This window comes from Thermococcus sp. GR6 (genome assembly GCF_012027415.1).
In the GTDB taxonomy this organism is placed as follows: domain Archaea; phylum Methanobacteriota_B; class Thermococci; order Thermococcales; family Thermococcaceae; genus Thermococcus; species Thermococcus onnurineus.
Genome location: NZ_SNUM01000001.1, coordinates 684,921 through 700,112 on the forward strand (window position 1 = coordinate 684,921; position 15,192 = coordinate 700,112).

The following is a 15,192-nucleotide window of genomic DNA, read 5'->3' on the forward strand; positions in this document are numbered from 1 at the left end:
CCACCAAGAGCTGACCCTGTAAAAGAAATTTAACGGGGGTTTCACCCCAGAGCCACTTCTTTCCACTTCTCTCTCGTCCTCTTCCAGCAGCCTGGCGGCATGAGCTCTCCTTCAGGACAGTAACCAAGCTGAACGCACCTCGGCCCGAGCTTGGCCCACCTGATTATCGGCCTCAGCTCTTCGTTCTTGGCGATCTCTTCCAGCATCTTCCAGGCGACATCCCTTATCTCCCACTGGGCCCGCTCACAGGCTCTAAGGCCGAGGAAGTGCTTTAGCTCGCGAAGGTTCATGGTTACGACGATTTTGGTCCTCACCGCCTGGGGAAGGATGAAGCGCGCGTCCTCCTGGTGGACCCCAGCTTTGTAGGTTTCCTCGTATAGTTGAATCGTCTCCCTCATAAGTTTCTTCCATTTCTCGTAGAGTTCTGGGTTTTTCTTAACGCTTTCCGGGATAACAAAGGTCTCTTCAACATCCCTGGGATTTATCTTGATGTACCTCATAGACTGCTGGGTGTAGCTAGCTATCCTGTGGCGGACAAGCTGATGGCTGCACACACGAGAACAGCCCTCTATCGCGAACGTAAGAACCGCGTGTTCAAGAATCGACTCGTGACCATAGCCGAGAATCCTCGGGAGATGCATCTCAACGTCTTTTTCGCCCAGTCTCTCGAAAGCTTCCGTCTCCCATTCGTCCCAGTAGCTTATCAGTGCTGCCCAGGTGACAGTTTCGAGGGGTTTTTTTGTATAATTGACGAGCCTGACCTTGATTCCACTGCTCATGAGTGCCACCGAAGGTAAAACCGCTTCAGGTTTATTAGGTTTACCCGAGAGGATACTGGAATCAAAGTATTAAGAAAAAGGAAATCATAGGGCCATGGTAGTCTCCTTCCCAGGAACCTCATCCGGGAGGGAGAAGAAGGCCACAACCTCAAGGATGGCTGCTATGACTATCAGCAGGGCTCCTATCATTATCAGCAGCAGGATTGCACCGGCTATGTAGAGAAGTGCCACAGTGTGGAACATGCCAACACCGGTTTCCTCTGCTATCATGTCGTAGCTCTGCTTCATGAACCAGACTCCGACGATCATCAGGACAACCGCTATTATGCCGCCTATACCGAACGATGCCATGCCAATCTTCTCGTGACCGCTCATCATTGGGATGAACGCTATGAACAGTATTATGCCGGCTATTATGTTTAAGATCGCCGCCCAGAGGTACTTGCTGAATATCTCCTCGTTCCCCGTGGCCTCGGATATATTCTTCACGGCCAGCAGCTTCAGTATGAAGCCTATAAAGCCAAGTCCCACGATACCCAGCAGGGCGCCAACCCCACCGAGAATTTTGGCATTGCTAAGCTCCCCCATGAGCTACACCTCAAGGTATCTGTGGTTTCAATCTTATAAAAGGCTTTCTACTTTGAACCATAAATTTTTGGACACATTTCCATCGGAAAGACACCGATGGCATAAGTAATCCATTGATGTCCATTACGTTTGGAAAGCTCCCGAGCGTTAATGCTCAAAAGATTTCAGCCGGAAGCAGATTTATTCGACGAAAGGGTTATTAAAACCGAGCGCCAGCTTTAAGCGGTGATGCACATGGTGGTTAGCCTAGCCGGAAGAGACCTTCTCTGCCTCCAGGACTTTACGAGGGAGGAGATTGAGACCATTCTCAAGACGGCCGAAATGATGAAGATCTGGAACAAGATTGGAAAGCCGCACCGCGTTCTCGAGGGCAAAACTCTCGCTATGATATTCCAGAAGCCCTCGACCAGGACGAGGATTTCCTTCGAGGTTGGAATCTACCAGCTCGGCGGTTACGGTCTCTACCTCAACGCCAACGACCTCCAGCTGAGGAGAGGCGAGACCATAGCCGACACCGCGCGCGTTCTCAGCCGCTATGTGGATGGAATAATGGCCCGTGTTTTCGACCACCAGGACGTCGTTGACCTCGCCAAGTATGCCGACGTTCCGGTCATCAACGGTCTGAGCGACTTCTCCCACCCGTGCCAGGCTCTCGCCGACTACCAGACTATACTCGAAAAGAAGGGCAGGATTCAGGGACTTAAGGTCGTCTACGTCGGCGACGGAAACAACGTCGCCCACTCCCTCATGATAGCAGGAACCAAGCTCGGTGCCCACGTCGTTGTGGCAACGCCAGAAGGCTATGAGCCGGATCCGAAGGTCATTAAGTGGGCCGAGCAGAACGCGGCCGAGAGCGGCGGCTCGTTTGAGCTCCTCCACGACCCGGTCAAGGCCGTTAAGGACGCCGACGTTATCTACACTGACGTCTGGGCTTCAATGGGTCAGGAGGCCGAGGCTGAGGAGAGAAGGAAGATATTCAAGCCCTTCCAGGTGAACAAGGACCTCGTCAAGCACGCCAAGCCGGACTACATCTTCATGCACTGCCTCCCGGCCCACAGGGGCGATGAGGTTACCGACGACGTCATCGACAGCCCGAACAGTGTCGTCTTCGACGAGGCCGAGAACAGGCTCCACGCCCAGAAGGCGGTTATGGCCCTCGTGATGGGCGGGATAAAGGTTTGAGTGACTTTTTACTTTCACCTTTCTGTTCTTTCTGGTTTCGCGATTTCATTCCTGCGATCACTTGCAGTGAAGTAAAACATCATCTAAGTAACATAATGTCGATTATATAATCATGATTATCTAAAAGCTGAACACTATCCTCTCTGGGATTTAGCCGATTTCGAAAGCTGATGAATCGAAAGGATTTTATTTGATGTGGAAGTAATATTCGGAGTGTTCAACTTTAGCGTTTGCCCGTAGCTCCTCCGCTGAGAGTATCAACGCAGTAAAGGGGATGATTGAATGTCCCTGATGCAGCCGTCTGTATGGGTACTGCTTCCGTCCAAATTGTGGCTGATTCACGCGCTGTTGCTGTCATTCCTGCCCGTGCTGTGGATTGCTCATGGGGATAAAAAGATAACAAAAAACCCGAAAAGAATTCACAGGAGATTAGCAGCGGTAATAAAACTACATCTGAGAGCCAAGGGCATTGATCTGCAGCCACAAGGGTTCATAGTAGACAAATATGGCGGCTAGCCAATATACGTGGTGGCAAAGGATGACGTTGAATTGGCGAAAATACTGATGTTCTTCGACTTGATCGCGGCAATAGCCAGGAAAAAGTTCCAGTTTGACGGACGAGTAGAGGGCATAATCCCTCCGACGCTTCATGTACACACCTTGCATGAGGATCTGGAACTTAAATTTAATTAGGAAATACTGGGAAAAAAGCTCAAAGAACGCAATAAGGCTCCGTTAACTCTTGAAGACATTATAAGCTCTGAAGAAACAATTGCCATGATTGAGGCAGAAATTCGTGAAAATTCTAAGAAAAGGGTACAACTCGAAGAAATTAAAGAAACAATACAAGAGTACATCCCATATATCAAAAAATAGCAGACGCTTCTCCACGTACCTTTGCATTCTACGAGAAAATTCTGGGCGTGGACTTACCAGAATTTGAAAGAGATATCAAAACGATCAATCCGAAGCTATACAGAGCGGTGGAAGAGTTTGCAGAAAAACTAAAACAGGATCTTGGAGAGCTGGAAAAAGATGAAGAAGCTCCCAAAGAGACGGTTCCTTTCAAGGGTCTCATGAACGCCAAGCTCGAAGTTCTCTCAATCCTCAACGGTATTGAGTTCGCTGGATTTTCTGAGGAGGCCAAAAGGAAAGCCATTGAAAAGCTGAACTCAAGGATTGCCGAGCTCTCTCGTGAAAGGCTCACGCTGGAGAACCTCCAGAGGCTCGGCCTCTACGCCTTTGCGCTTGAGATAATAAAAACCAGAAACTTCGAAAGGCTCAAGGAGGTGGAAAGGCTCTGAGAATAGTCGATTTATGAAAGCCCGTTTTCATAAAATGCGTGATTTGTGAAAATAGGCTTTCACAGATTAGGTCTTTTATGAAACTAAACTTTCACAAATCTTATAAGTTATGAAAGTATACTTTCACACATGGCGGTCAAGATAGTCAGGCTCGTGAGGTACAACCCCTGGTGGAAGGGAAAAGGTTGGGAGAAGGAGGACTACGACCTTTCAAAGGCGGAGGAGATAATCCCCAGGAAAGGGATTGAGATTAAAAAGGGTTCAGTAACCCTGATAAGGGGAATTAGGAGGGCCGGAAAGAGCTTCTACCTGAAGATACTCATCAGAGAGCTCATTGAGAATGGGATCGAACCGAGAAGGATAGTTTACATACCCTCTGACAGGTTCACAAAAAACGAAGTTAGGGGCTTCATAGATGAGCTGAGAATCAGGTATGGCGACCTGTACGTTTTCCTCGACGAGATAACCTACTTAAAAGACTGGAGGCTTCTCCTAAAAGAGCTCGGCGAGGAGGGAATCACAACCATAGCAACAGGCTCGAATCCCGTGGGGCTGAAGAGAGAGGCAGAGCTCTTACCTGGTCGGAGGATAGAGGGCAACGAGTACTACTTCAATCCGCTGGGCTTCCGCGAGTTCGCGATGTTCATAAACCCCAATCTGCCGGAGGTGTCCTTCAGGTACGATGAGCCGAATGCTGACGAAACGCTCCCATGGTACGAAGAAATCGAAGGCCTCTTCTACGCCTACCTCCAGACCGGCGGTTTTCCGGAGGCGGTCTTAGACTTCAAGGACTCCGGGAAAGTTAAAGAAGAGCGCTACGAGGAGATTATACGGCTCGTTTTGGGCGAGATAGCCAAGTCAGGTAAGAACGAGGAGATTGCAAGGGAGCTTCTGGAGGCTATTTTCAAGCTGAGGGGCAACAGGGTCGATTACGTAACCCTCGCCCGGGAAATCGGCGTCTCCCACCCAACGGTGAGGGATTACCTCTCGACGCTGGAGAGTGCAAGGGTCATCTACACCCTGGAGGCCTGGGACCTGGGAAAGAAGAGGCACGCCCACAGGAAGGCAAAGAAAATCGTCTTTCAGAGCCCCCTCATAGCCACCTCCTTGGCGGTTTACCTCGGTGAGGATCCCCTTGAATTCATAGAGGGCAACATCGAATGGCTCGTCGAGGGCACCGTGGCATCGCACTTGATATGGCACCTTGAAGAGCCCGTAATCCGTGAGAAGCATGCATTTGCCGGTTTCTACTACGACCAAACAAGGGAGTGCGACGTTGTGATAAAGGGAAGGGGAGGGTTCTTCGGGATAGAGGTCAAGTACGGCAGGGTGAAGCGAAAATCATACCTCTTCCCGGTGCTGTATCTCTCAAAGGACGAAACCGGAGAGGACACAGTCCCTGCATCGCTGTACCTCTATGGGCTGGAGAAGAGCAGAAGGTCAATATGATTTTAAACCCCCTCTCCCTATTCCCCACCATGCTCGAAAGACTCTTCAGCCTCGGCTACTCCAAGACCTTCGCGGAGCGCTATTACCAGCTCTGGGGTGAGAGGGCCCTAGCAATAGCGGAGGCCATGGAAAAGCCCCTTCCAAGATGCTTCCGCGTGAATACCCTTCGCGTTGAAATTCCAACGCTTACGAAGCTCCTCAACAAGAAGGGCTTTCAGTTCAGGCGCGTTCCGTGGGCTCGGGAAGGCTTCTGCCTCACGCGCGAGCCTTTCTCGATAACCTCTACGCCTGAATACCTGAGCGGTCTTCTCTACATTCAGGAGGCCAGCTCGATGTACCCCCCTGTGGCTTTAGACCCAAAGCCCGGAGAGGTTGTAGCAGACATGGCTGCTGCCCCCGGTGGAAAGACAAGCTATCTCGCTCAACTCATGAAGAACGAGGGTATCATTTACGCCTTTGATGTTGGGGAAGAGCGGTTGAAGGAGACACGTCTGAACCTCTCTCGCCTCGGGGTCACCAACACGATACTCATTCACAAGTCCTCGCTCCACATGGGTGAGCTTGGCATTGAGTTCGACAAAATCCTTCTCGATGCCCCATGCACAGGCTCCGGCACAATCCACAAAAACCCAGAGCGGAAGTCCAACAGAACTATGGAAGATATAAAGTTCTGTCAGGGACTGCAGATGCAGATGATTAAAGTCGCCCTTGAAAACCTCAAGCCGGGTGGAATACTCGTCTACTCAACCTGTTCCCTCGAGCCGGAAGAGAACGAGTTTGTGATCCAGTGGACTCTCGACAGCTTTGACGTCGAGCTTCTACCCCTCAGATACGGGGAGCCTGCCCTGATCAAGCCCTTCGGAGTCAAGCTGAGCGAAGAGATAAAGAAGGCAAGGCGCTTTTACCCTGACAGACATGGAACCAGCGGCTTCTTCGTGGCAAAGCTCAGGAAGCTTTAGGGAAAGTTTTTATCAGATATAGTCATAGAGATAAAGTAGCTAAACTAGGAGGGGTCATTGATGAAATTGAGAATCGATAGGTTTCTGGAATCTCTTACTCTAGGGGATACAATTTTAGTTAGATACCTCCCAACCGACCATCCGGAGCTCCTGTTTTACAGTGCCGTCAGGCACGCGCTTGAAAAGGAAGAGAACGTGATTATTGTAGATGCTTTCAGCACGTTCCACATTTTTACTACATTCCTTGCATTGAGTGGCAGGGACGTCGCTTTCTTGAAGGACATACCCACAGTTAGAATCGGGGGCATCGCCCAAGAGGGAAGAGTCGTATCAACCATCAATCCATTCAACGATGTATCTATCTTTGCTCGAGAGTTCGCCAGGAAAATTGAAGAGATTGCGACTCCGGAGACCAGGATTTTCTTCCTCGGGGCTGGAAAGCTCTTATCAATCTGGGAGAACAACCCCTACGACCTGAGCAGGTTCTTTATTGAGCTCCTCATGAAAACCCGTATCAAGAAGAGATTCTGCAGTGTTATCTTTGCCAATGTAGGGGTACTAAGACCCGAAACTTTCGAGAAGCTGGAGTTTTACCTCCCAATTATCCTTGAGCTCAAGGAGGGCGGAAAGAAAGCTGAGATCCTTAAGCATCTTCGTCTGGAGTTCGTTGGTTCGGAGGTGGTACCATGAAAGCTCTGGAAGATTTTGTGAGGTCGTTCGAAATGGGAGAAACTGTAACCGTCGAGCTGTCATCATGTTCACCACTTCATCTTATTTTCTATAGTGCCCTTAAGTCCGCGCAGGAAGAGGGTATGAACGTTCTGATCCTAGATGGGTTTGACCGACTGGCAATCATTGTTCAAGACCTTAAGAGCGTTGGCATTGATGTCGATCTAGACAATCTTGATGTCATAAAAGGTGGGGGAACGCTAAGAACAGGAAACATAATAGCACACATTGATGTGTCCCACGATGAAAGGGTTTACATTAGAAAGTACCGGGATACGTTCCGCAGGTACCTCAGTTCTCATTCTAAAACTGTGTTGCTTGTCCTCGGGTTGGAAGAGTTCATTGTGAAGAGCAGCGCCGGAATTAGGGATGAGATGTTCTTTATGGATCTTCTCAGATCCTTCCTCAACGTCCCCCAGAGAATCGCAGTTTATTTCATCAACCCCAGCCTGATCAGCGAGCGTGCACGAGCTCAGGTAGAGGAGCTCTCCACGAGGGTTATCTCGGTGGAGTGCTCCAACGGCATATTGGTAAAAATCAAGAAGAGCATAAAACCCGAGGAACAGGGAGTCGAGATACTTGTGCCCATGGACTATGTTACCGAGTCAGTACCTCATCAAGGACCTTAAGCCTTCCCCTAACTTCATCGCTTAGCAGGGATTCGAGCTCTTCCCTCGCTTTTTTTGCGAGTTCGAACTTCTCCAAGCCCTTTGAAACACTTACCCAGCTTATCTTCCTACCCTCGAAAAAGACATCTATGTCGCACAGCCTCTGGTAGCCCACGTACTCAAGCCCCTTCAGTAGGAACTTCACCCTGAGAGGGTCTTCCCACGTCAGCAGCTTGAGCTTGTAGATCGGAACGCGCATAAACGGCCTCGGGTAGTCCCAGTCCCAGCCCTCCGCAACTATGAATCCCAGGTCGAGGTCTTCTATGACCATCATGAGCCTCTCTATGTTCCCATTGTAGCGCTTGTCTGTGTCGTAGATTTTTATTGTGATATCTTTCCACTCTGGCATTAACTTCATTAGCAGTACCGGAGCGTCTATGCTGAGCTCGCGATAAACGCTGAGAAAGTCCTTCTTTATGAGAACGGCCCCCTTTATGTCCTCCGGCCCTATTGGGGAGTTGAGCTTCTTCTCAGTTACTGCTATTATCGTATCCCCCGCTTCCCCCTTGTCGAGTGCCGTTTTGATGTCCATTATCTCCCCATTGTATTTCTCCGCGAGCAGTTTAAGGCCTTCTTTAACGTTGGCAGGTACGCGTATCATTATCATGGTACTCTCTATGTGGACTTTCTCCACTGGGAGAGCTCGGTTTATGACCTCGCCCAAGACAACAGAAGCGTGTCTGTCGATGAGAAAAGCCGTCTCCAGCGGAATCGTCTCCTTCTTCCACTCGTCTGTGACGAAGACTACGGTCTCAAACTCATTGCTCTCGCGTATCGCATCCTCGGTGGATATCTCTTCAACGCCAAAAATCTCACCGAGACGGGACTTTACAGCCCCTACGTCTTTGGTTCTTAAAAAGACTATCAAGGGCCCAAAACGCAGGAACCTCATCACATACCCCTCCAGAGTTTGTAGCCCCTATCAAAATCTGTTCCCGATGGATACTTCACCCGGTAAATCCTTCTACTCGGAAGCAAGACAAAGTTAACCCCAAGAACACCGTTCAAGCCCCTCTCAATCAGCTTGAAGTTGTGACCGTAGAGCCTAAAGTCAGCTTCAAGGCTGACGACGTCTTTCCAAGTATGACCCAGGGCAAAGCGGAAACCCTCTATCTCCACAATGCTCCCCGGTTCGACGATACTTTCGCCGAAAAACTCGCGCACTATCCCCTGATCGTCTTCGTTGCCGAGAACAACGTAGATTACTGCATCAGAACCCTTTAAAATTCGTGCGAGCTTTCTAAGCGCCTCCCGATAGAGAGGCTTCAGCTCGGGCCTTCTCTCGAGCTTTATGTTGTCCGCAAAATCTCCAGTGTGGATCAGGTAGTTCGGTTTCGTCTTCTCGATGAGCTCTTCGATGAAGCGGTAGGAACTCTCCGGAGTGTCGCTTACGTGCATAACCTTGACTTCGTCGGATGACGCGAGCAGCTCCAGTACCTTTTTCCGGAAGGTTGGGAGTCTGATGGGCATCTTAGGAATTAGGAGCAGGGCTTATATATAACTTCGCCAAGGTTCTCTCGGGTGTTACCATGAAGGTTCTCGTTCTTGGAGCTGGAAACGTTGGGAGGGCAATAGCCTGGGATTTAAGAGACGAGTTCGAGGTCTGGGTAGGGGACAGGAGTGAGGAGAGGCTGAACTCCGTTAAAGACTTCGCCGAGACTGTAAAAATAGATGCCTCGAACTTCGATTCCCTCGTGGAAACCATGAAGAGCTTTGAGCTCGTCGTTGGAGCTCTGCCCGGGAGGTTTGGCTACTCCTCGGTCAAGGCCGCCATAAAGGCGGGCGTTGACATGGTGGACGTCTCCTTCATGCCCGAGAACCCGCTGGAACTACGCGAGGAGGCAGAGAAAGCACAGGTTACAGTCATTTTTGATGCGGGCTTTGCTCCGGGTTTGAGCCACATACTGATGGGAAGAATATGGCAGGAGATAGACGAGCTTAAGGAGGGCTACATCTACGTCGGCGGTCTTCCCAAGGAGCCCCGCCCACCGCTGTATTACAGAATTACATGGTCACCGAAAGATCTAATTGAAGAATACACGAGGCCGGCAAGAGTGATAAGAAACGGAAATGTTACGGCAGTTGACCCGTTCGAGAAGATCGAGAGAGTAACCGTTGGTGACTTCGAGTTTGAGGCTTTCGTGAGTGACGGTCTGCGCTCTTTATTAGAGAGCGTTAAAGCTGAAAAGCTCGAAGAGTGGACACTCCGCTGGCCGGGACACCTAGAAAAGATGAAAGTTTTAAGGGAACTGGGCTTTTTCAAGCCGGAGCACATAGACAAGACACTGGAAGTTATAACTCCCCTGATGACCTATGAGAGCCCGGACTTCTCGATAATGCAGGTCGTTGGAAGGGGAATCCTCGACGGCAAAAAGAAGGAAATCGGCTACATCCTCTACGACGAGGAGAAGAATGGATTCACGTCCATGGCCCGGGTCACAGGCTTTACCGCGGCGATAGTAGCGCGCCTCGTCGCCGAGAAGGGCTGCATCTTTGGTGTCATACCCCCAGAGATACTCGGAATGCGCATAGACACCTTCACGCGGATCACTGAGGAGCTCGCCGAGAGGGGAATAACGCTGGAGAGGTGGGAGAATGCTCCACCTGGTGATAGCTGACTCTGAGCTGGAGCTGGCTCCAAAGTTGATAGTTGATCACCCGGCGATAGTCAACTACGCCAAGAGGAGGAACAAGAAGCCAGAGGAAGTACTCCTGGACAGCACTTACCATCACTCGGCGCTCAAGAAGCTCGAAGACGGCGAGAGGCGCGGGAGACCAGATATAGTGCACGTCTGCCTCCTCAACGCGCTCGAGAGCATAGCGAACAAGGAGGGCAAGCTCCGCGTCTACGTCCACACGAGGAACGACGAGGTGATTTACATCAAGCCAGAGACAAGGATTCCGAGGAACTACAACCGCTTCGTTGGTCTGATGGAAAGTCTCTTCAAGAACGGTGTTGTGCCTGAGGGACTTGAGCTGCTCCGTATGGAGGAGAAGAGCCTGGCTGAGCTCATCGACGAAATAAAACCGGACGGAGTCTTCGTCATGCACGAGAACGGGGAGTCCATGAAGCCTCAGGAGTTTGGAAAGGTCCTTGCAGGACTCCAGAGTCCGCTGGTGGTTGTCGGAGGATTTCCCCACGGAGACTTCAGGAGTGAAATTCCCGGAAAGAAGATAAGCTTTTACAAAGCTCCATTGATGGCATGGACAGTTGTGAACGAGATAATCATCAACTTTGAGCATTGGGTTCTCTGAAAAGGGTAGAAGAGCGACATAATGTTTTTATATTTTGCCGATGTTTAGTTCTTTTAGGCCTCTTGAAACAACTCCAACTAGAAACTATCTCCGCGGGGGTGTAATTCGATGAGGAAAATAAGCGTCCTTATGGCGTTCTTAATAACGGGCTACGTTCTTGGGATATGGAACTTCCTTGTTTTGCCTAAATACTATATAACCTTCGGAGTGAAGGGTTTTCTGATCTCGCTAATTCCAATGCTGATAGCGCTGTTCTTGATTTACAGCGAAGCTGAGAGCACCAAGCGGACGAGGTACCTCATCTACGAGCTGTTTTTTAAGATAGCGAGAACCCCAGCGCTGATCTTCACCCTGGTGATGTTTCTTCTGATAATGCTCGGCATAACTACCTACTACTCCGCCTACAGCCTCGTGTACATCTTTGGAATCGGAGCAAAATACGTCCCAGTTATTGCAGTTGGTACAATCATACTCTCCGTAATTCTTCTCCTGATGGCGAAGAGCAAAACCCTTGAGTTCATCTCGGTTGTGTCTATCCTCTTCGTGCTATTCGCCATAGCCTCCGCAATCCTTGTTAGGAACCAGGCTCTCAACACCGTCACCGCCCCGCAGGCCGTCCAGTATATGAAGATGGCAGTGTCATCGATAACTTCATTTGACCAGTCCCTGACATTCAGAGGAGTCCTCTACATGCTCGTTTCCGTGCTTGTTTCCTTTGGCCTTGGTGCTGGAGTCTACTACGTGATAGGAAGTTTCACTCCTGAAGAGCTCGACCTCAAGAAGGTTCTTGGCATAGTGTTCATACTTCAGATAATCCTCAGCTTCGCGGCCGCATTTACCGTCGCCTACTCCCTCGGTGCGGCCTATCAGGGATTTGGAAAGGCCTTCCAGAACCCAAACATCCCCGCGGAAGAGTCTATGAACCTTTATCTCAAGTTCCAGGATCTTAAAGAGTATGCCATCAACAGCGAGAAGAGCCCGATGGATTCCATTGAGGTCTTCTACTCCATTCCGGAGGTTCTCAGGGGCAACATAGCCCACGCCGACAGGTTAATCTATCTCCTCATGCTCTCGCTGTACTTCGCTGGCCTGACTACGATAATAGTCCTCATTGAGATGGGCAGTCAGATACTCTCTGAGGTCATGCAGTTGGACAGGAGCAAAAGCCTCACGTTTGTAGCCGTCCTCGGCATGATACTAGCCGGCGTCATGGTGGTGGGGGACATCAGGACGATGTTCCTCGTTGTGCCCTTCAGCGTCGGGGCGCTCATAGCTGCAGTAGAGGCTTACCCGCTCCTCGCATCGGAGCTGACCCGCAACAACGGAATAGTGGCTGCAGTTATAGGAGTGCTCTTCCTCGCCGGCCTGATGACCCTTTACTACGCCATCAGAGCACCAGCCATCACCGTGAAGATAGGTGCACTTCTTGGCCTCGTCCTCTTCGTTCCGGTGTTTATGAACACCATGCTGCTGAAGAGCAGGCGCTGAGGTCTTTTCCCTTATTCAAAAATTTTTTAAAGACCCTTCCTAATCCCCCTTAGAACGCTTATGGAGGTCTGAAAAATGGGAGACAAGACCAAGGTTCAGGTTAGCAAGCTCAAGCCGGGAAGGTACATCCTCATCGATGGAGAGCCCTGCAGAATCGGCAACATAACCGTTTCCTCACCGGGCAAGCACGGTTCAGCCAAGGCCAGGATCGAGGCCGTTGGCATCTTTGACGGCAAGGTCAGGAGCATCGTTAAGCCCACCAGCGCTGAAGTTGACGTTCCGATCATTGACAAGAGGACCGCCCAGATCATTGCCATGACTCCAGACACCGTCCAGATTATGGACATGGAAACCTACGAGCTCTACGACGTCCCGATCGAGACCGGCGTCGCTGACGAGATCAAGAACCAGCTCAAGGAGGGCATCAACGTCGAGTACTGGGAGACTCTTGGCAGGATCAAGATCATGAAGATAAAGGGCGAGTGATTCTCTTCTCGTCTTTCCTTCCATTTCTGCGCAACCTTTTAAACAGCTTATTTAATTCTCTCCGGAGGTGAGGGTATGGACTTCCTCTACACTTACGAAACACTCAAGCTCGAATTTCCCCTCTTTGAGCCCGAAGAAGCAAAATTCGTACTCCTCGGTGTCCCCTTCGATGGAACCACGAGCTTCAAGCCGGGAACAAGATTCGGGCCCACACTCATAAGGCACGCCACGCTCAACCTCGAGAGCTACATCCTTGACTATAACATAGACATAGCCGAGCTTCCAATAGCTGATATAGGAGATATCGCAGTCATAGCAGGTGATGCAAAAAAAACTGCCGAGCGCGTTAGGGAGACCATCGAGGAGCTGAAAAGAGTGAATCCGGAAGCGATACCGATAACCCTCGGCGGTGAACATTCAATAACCCTTGGTCCAGTGAAAGCGCTGAATCCGGCAAGCTACGTTGTCTTCGATGCTCACCTCGACCTTCGCGACCAGTACGAAGACAACCCCTACAGCCACGCCTGCGTCGCCAGAAGAATAAGCGAACTCGGCGTCAAGGAGACAATGTTTGGCATAAGGAGCGGGACAAAGGAGGAAGTCGAGTACGCCGAAGAGAACGGCATCGCCTGGGTTCACGCCAGGGACTACGATTTCGATGCATTCGTCGAACTCGTGAAGCCCCTGCCGGAGCCGGTTTACCTATCCATCGATATCGACGTTTTCGACCTCTCGCTCGTTCCATCAACCGGAACCCCCGAAGCTGGCGGCTTGGCCTTCTGGGACATCATCGAGGCTATCGAGTGGCTGGCAGAAAACAAGAAAATTGCTGGCTTCGATATCATGGAAGTCGCCGGAACCGAACTGGGGGATGTAACTGCACTCACAGCGGCAAAGCTGCTCTTCTACTTCATTGGGGCTATGGGGAAGGGGCTATAGGGTTAGGAGGAAGGCCTGTAGCCGGCCTCCCTCATCTCTTTCTCAATGCTCCTTACCTCGAGAAGCCGTTTCCTGAGGAAGGGAACCCAGAGCGTTTCCACAATGACAGAGGCGAGCACGGTTATTATGGTGGCACTGAGGATTATTTCGCCCCACTGGACGAGCTGTGGATTGTTGTACGTAATTCCGAGCGTCAGCGGAAAGCTCGCCAAGGCCGCAGGAACAACACCTCTTGGGCCCTCAAGTGCTATGAACAAGTACTCCTTGAAACTGCGCCACCTAAGTATTGGGAGTGTGGCCAGAGGTCTGGCAATTAGCATTAAACCCAAAGCCACTGCGAGACCCGGCAGCAGGTGGGAAGTTATTATCGTCGGATCGAGGCTCGCGCCAAGGAGTGTGAAAATGAATATTGTGAATATCGTCGCCAGGCTTTCGTTGAAGTGAACCTCCCTCTCGACGGCGCGCATGATCCTCTTGACGGTTCCCGGATCATCTCTGAAGAAAACCTTGTGATTGCCCAGGACTATGCCAGTAACGGTTGCCACGAGGTAGCCCGAGGCCTGGGCAAACTCACCAAGGAGGAAGCCGCCGAAGGCCAGTGCCAGAGAGAATATAATGACCTCGGGAAAGTTCATTACCCTTGCCCTCTTGAGGATGTTGTAGCCCACCATTCCAAGGACCACGCCAATGGCTATTGACATGAACATCTGGTAGAAGAAAAATAGCACCGTCGCGGGATAAATGCCAACGTAGCCAGCTATGCCCTCAAGAACCTTGGCACTCGAGGCCTCGGGAACGAGCAGGGCAACGGCAACAGAAGTGAGCACGATACCAAGCGGATCGTTGAAGATGGATTCCGTGACTATTATGGTCTCGATGTCTTCCCTAACGCGGTACTGCCTGAAGAGGGGTATGAGCGTCGCCGGGTCAGTTGCCCCAATTATTGCCCCGAAGAGGAAACCGACAACAAGGGGAACGTCAAATACCCAAGAGAAGAAAAGCGCGGCGATAAGGGCGGTTATCAAAAGCCCCAGAGTGTCGAGGGTTATTATAGTGCCAAAGTTCCGTTTGAGCATCCTCCAGCTGAGGGTATGTCCTTCCGTAAACAGTATCATCACGAGACCGAAGACACGGATGTAGCTGAACAGCTCGTGGGCAAGAGTTCTGTTGAGCAGCCCGAGGAGCGGCCCGACCAATATCCCGAAGAAGATGAAAAGCGGGATGTATGAGATGTTGAACTTCTTGCTTATCAGCAGGGACACGAGGCCTATGCTCAGAACCACGAAGAAAACGTAGGCCAGGATATCCACGCTGGGAATTAGGACGTTCGATGCTCCCGTCATTCTGTATTCCTCCCGTATAGTTC

Annotated in this window: 18 protein-coding genes; 13 read left to right on the plus strand and 5 right to left on the minus strand. The window is 50.7% G+C overall.

Annotated elements, in window-relative coordinates; translation table 11 throughout:
• Positions 1-41 precede the first annotated feature (41 nt).
• Both thyX and E3E32_RS03875 read right to left on the minus strand, forming a co-directional pair.
• Positions 42-779, minus strand: coding sequence for an FAD-dependent thymidylate synthase (gene thyX / locus E3E32_RS03870; RefSeq protein WP_167730968.1), 738 nt, complete (start codon positions 777-779; stop codon positions 42-44).
• An 84-nt stretch (positions 780-863) separates the two neighbouring features.
• Positions 864-1,367 carry a DUF996 domain-containing protein gene (locus E3E32_RS03875; protein WP_167730302.1) on the minus strand — a complete coding sequence of 168 codons (504 nt, stop codon included), beginning with the start codon at positions 1,365-1,367 and terminating at the stop codon, positions 864-866.
• Positions 1,368-1,601: 234 nt separating this feature from the next.
• On the opposite strand from E3E32_RS03875, the gene argF reads away from it, so the two are divergent.
• The 8 genes from argF to E3E32_RS03915 all read left to right on the plus strand — a co-directional run bounded on the left by argF (position 1,602) and on the right by E3E32_RS03915 (position 7,619).
• Positions 1,602-2,549 carry an ornithine carbamoyltransferase gene (gene argF / locus E3E32_RS03880; protein WP_167730969.1) on the plus strand — a complete coding sequence of 316 codons (948 nt, stop codon included), beginning with the start codon at positions 1,602-1,604 and terminating at the stop codon, positions 2,547-2,549.
• 282 nt (positions 2,550-2,831) lie between these two features.
• Entirely contained in the window at positions 2,832-3,065 is a 234-nt protein-coding gene (locus E3E32_RS03885) for a hypothetical protein (protein ID WP_167730303.1), read from the plus strand.
• A gap of 12 nt (positions 3,066-3,077) precedes the next feature.
• A complete protein-coding gene (locus E3E32_RS03890; RefSeq protein ID WP_167730305.1) occupies positions 3,078-3,242 on the plus strand; it encodes a hypothetical protein in 165 nt (54 codons plus the stop codon).
• Between the two features lie 290 nt (positions 3,243-3,532).
• Positions 3,533-3,853 (plus strand): hypothetical protein, encoded by a 321-nt coding sequence (locus E3E32_RS03895; protein WP_167730307.1) that lies wholly within the window; start codon positions 3,533-3,535, stop codon positions 3,851-3,853.
• A gap of 129 nt (positions 3,854-3,982) precedes the next feature.
• The gene (locus E3E32_RS03900; RefSeq protein WP_167730309.1) at positions 3,983-5,302 is read left to right on the plus strand and encodes an ATP-binding protein; all 1,320 of its coding nucleotides are present in this window, start codon (positions 3,983-3,985) and stop codon (positions 5,300-5,302) included.
• Between the two features lie 29 nt (positions 5,303-5,331).
• Positions 5,332-6,261: an RsmB/NOP family class I SAM-dependent RNA methyltransferase gene (locus tag E3E32_RS03905; protein WP_167730311.1), complete on the plus strand. Its 930-nt coding sequence runs from the start codon at positions 5,332-5,334 to the stop codon at positions 6,259-6,261.
• Positions 6,262-6,321: 60 nt separating this feature from the next.
• A complete protein-coding gene (locus E3E32_RS03910) occupies positions 6,322-6,951 on the plus strand; it encodes a DUF257 family protein (RefSeq protein ID WP_167730313.1) in 630 nt (209 codons plus the stop codon).
• Positions 6,948-7,619, plus strand: a complete 672-nt coding sequence (locus E3E32_RS03915) for a DUF257 family protein (RefSeq protein WP_167730315.1) — start codon at positions 6,948-6,950, stop codon at positions 7,617-7,619. The genes E3E32_RS03910 and E3E32_RS03915 overlap by 4 nt, the downstream gene beginning before the upstream one ends.
• Here the strand turns inward: E3E32_RS03915 and E3E32_RS03920 are convergent.
• Positions 7,588-8,550 (minus strand): hypothetical protein, encoded by a 963-nt coding sequence (locus tag E3E32_RS03920; protein ID WP_167730316.1) that lies wholly within the window; start codon positions 8,548-8,550, stop codon positions 7,588-7,590. The two genes, E3E32_RS03915 and E3E32_RS03920, sit on opposite strands and share 32 nt — an antisense overlap.
• Positions 8,550-9,128: a metallophosphoesterase gene (locus tag E3E32_RS03925; RefSeq protein ID WP_167730318.1), complete on the minus strand. Its 579-nt coding sequence runs from the start codon at positions 9,126-9,128 to the stop codon at positions 8,550-8,552. The genes E3E32_RS03920 and E3E32_RS03925 overlap by 1 nt, the downstream gene beginning before the upstream one ends.
• 59 nt (positions 9,129-9,187) lie before the next feature.
• Between E3E32_RS03925 and E3E32_RS03930 the strand changes: the two genes are divergently transcribed.
• The 5 genes from E3E32_RS03930 to speB all read left to right on the plus strand — a co-directional run bounded on the left by E3E32_RS03930 (position 9,188) and on the right by speB (position 13,826).
• Positions 9,188-10,276 carry a saccharopine dehydrogenase family protein gene (locus tag E3E32_RS03930; RefSeq protein ID WP_167730319.1) on the plus strand — a complete coding sequence of 363 codons (1,089 nt, stop codon included), beginning with the start codon at positions 9,188-9,190 and terminating at the stop codon, positions 10,274-10,276.
• Positions 10,254-10,913, plus strand: a complete 660-nt coding sequence (locus tag E3E32_RS03935) for a 16S rRNA methyltransferase (RefSeq protein WP_167730321.1) — start codon at positions 10,254-10,256, stop codon at positions 10,911-10,913. Before E3E32_RS03930 ends, E3E32_RS03935 begins: the two co-directional genes overlap by 23 nt.
• A 108-nt stretch (positions 10,914-11,021) precedes the next feature.
• Positions 11,022-12,401 carry a sodium-dependent transporter gene (locus tag E3E32_RS03940; RefSeq protein ID WP_167730323.1) on the plus strand — a complete coding sequence of 460 codons (1,380 nt, stop codon included), beginning with the start codon at positions 11,022-11,024 and terminating at the stop codon, positions 12,399-12,401.
• A 75-nt stretch (positions 12,402-12,476) separates the two neighbouring features.
• Entirely contained in the window at positions 12,477-12,887 is a 411-nt protein-coding gene (locus E3E32_RS03945) for a translation initiation factor IF-5A (protein WP_167730325.1), read from the plus strand.
• A gap of 75 nt (positions 12,888-12,962) precedes the next feature.
• Positions 12,963-13,826 (plus strand): agmatinase, encoded by an 864-nt coding sequence (speB, locus tag E3E32_RS03950; RefSeq protein WP_167730327.1) that lies wholly within the window; start codon positions 12,963-12,965, stop codon positions 13,824-13,826.
• 2 nt (positions 13,827-13,828) lie between these two features.
• Here speB and E3E32_RS03955 read toward each other — a convergent pair whose 3' ends face one another.
• Positions 13,829-15,169 carry a sodium:proton antiporter gene (locus E3E32_RS03955; protein WP_167730329.1) on the minus strand — a complete coding sequence of 447 codons (1,341 nt, stop codon included), beginning with the start codon at positions 15,167-15,169 and terminating at the stop codon, positions 13,829-13,831.
• Positions 15,170-15,192 lie beyond the last annotated feature (23 nt).

Coding starts and splice junctions, on each gene's coding strand:
- thyX (WP_167730968.1), bottom strand. CDS start 779: ATGAGCAGTGGAATCAAGGTCAGGCTCGTCAATTATACAAAAAAACCC.
- E3E32_RS03875 (WP_167730302.1), bottom strand. CDS start 1,367: ATGGGGGAGCTTAGCAATGCCAAAATTCTCGGTGGGGTTGGCGCCCTG.
- argF (WP_167730969.1), top strand. CDS start 1,602: ATGGTGGTTAGCCTAGCCGGAAGAGACCTTCTCTGCCTCCAGGACTTT.
- E3E32_RS03885 (WP_167730303.1), top strand. CDS start 2,832: ATGTCCCTGATGCAGCCGTCTGTATGGGTACTGCTTCCGTCCAAATTG.
- E3E32_RS03900 (WP_167730309.1), top strand. CDS start 3,983: ATGGCGGTCAAGATAGTCAGGCTCGTGAGGTACAACCCCTGGTGGAAG.
- E3E32_RS03905 (WP_167730311.1), top strand. CDS start 5,332: ATGCTCGAAAGACTCTTCAGCCTCGGCTACTCCAAGACCTTCGCGGAG.
- E3E32_RS03910 (WP_167730313.1), top strand. CDS start 6,322: ATGAAATTGAGAATCGATAGGTTTCTGGAATCTCTTACTCTAGGGGAT.
- E3E32_RS03915 (WP_167730315.1), top strand. CDS start 6,948: ATGAAAGCTCTGGAAGATTTTGTGAGGTCGTTCGAAATGGGAGAAACT.
- E3E32_RS03920 (WP_167730316.1), bottom strand. CDS start 8,550: ATGAGGTTCCTGCGTTTTGGGCCCTTGATAGTCTTTTTAAGAACCAAA.
- E3E32_RS03925 (WP_167730318.1), bottom strand. CDS start 9,128: ATGCCCATCAGACTCCCAACCTTCCGGAAAAAGGTACTGGAGCTGCTC.
- E3E32_RS03930 (WP_167730319.1), top strand. CDS start 9,188: ATGAAGGTTCTCGTTCTTGGAGCTGGAAACGTTGGGAGGGCAATAGCC.
- E3E32_RS03935 (WP_167730321.1), top strand. CDS start 10,254: ATGCTCCACCTGGTGATAGCTGACTCTGAGCTGGAGCTGGCTCCAAAG.
- E3E32_RS03940 (WP_167730323.1), top strand. CDS start 11,022: ATGAGGAAAATAAGCGTCCTTATGGCGTTCTTAATAACGGGCTACGTT.
- E3E32_RS03945 (WP_167730325.1), top strand. CDS start 12,477: ATGGGAGACAAGACCAAGGTTCAGGTTAGCAAGCTCAAGCCGGGAAGG.
- speB (WP_167730327.1), top strand. CDS start 12,963: ATGGACTTCCTCTACACTTACGAAACACTCAAGCTCGAATTTCCCCTC.
- E3E32_RS03955 (WP_167730329.1), bottom strand. CDS start 15,169: ATGACGGGAGCATCGAACGTCCTAATTCCCAGCGTGGATATCCTGGCC.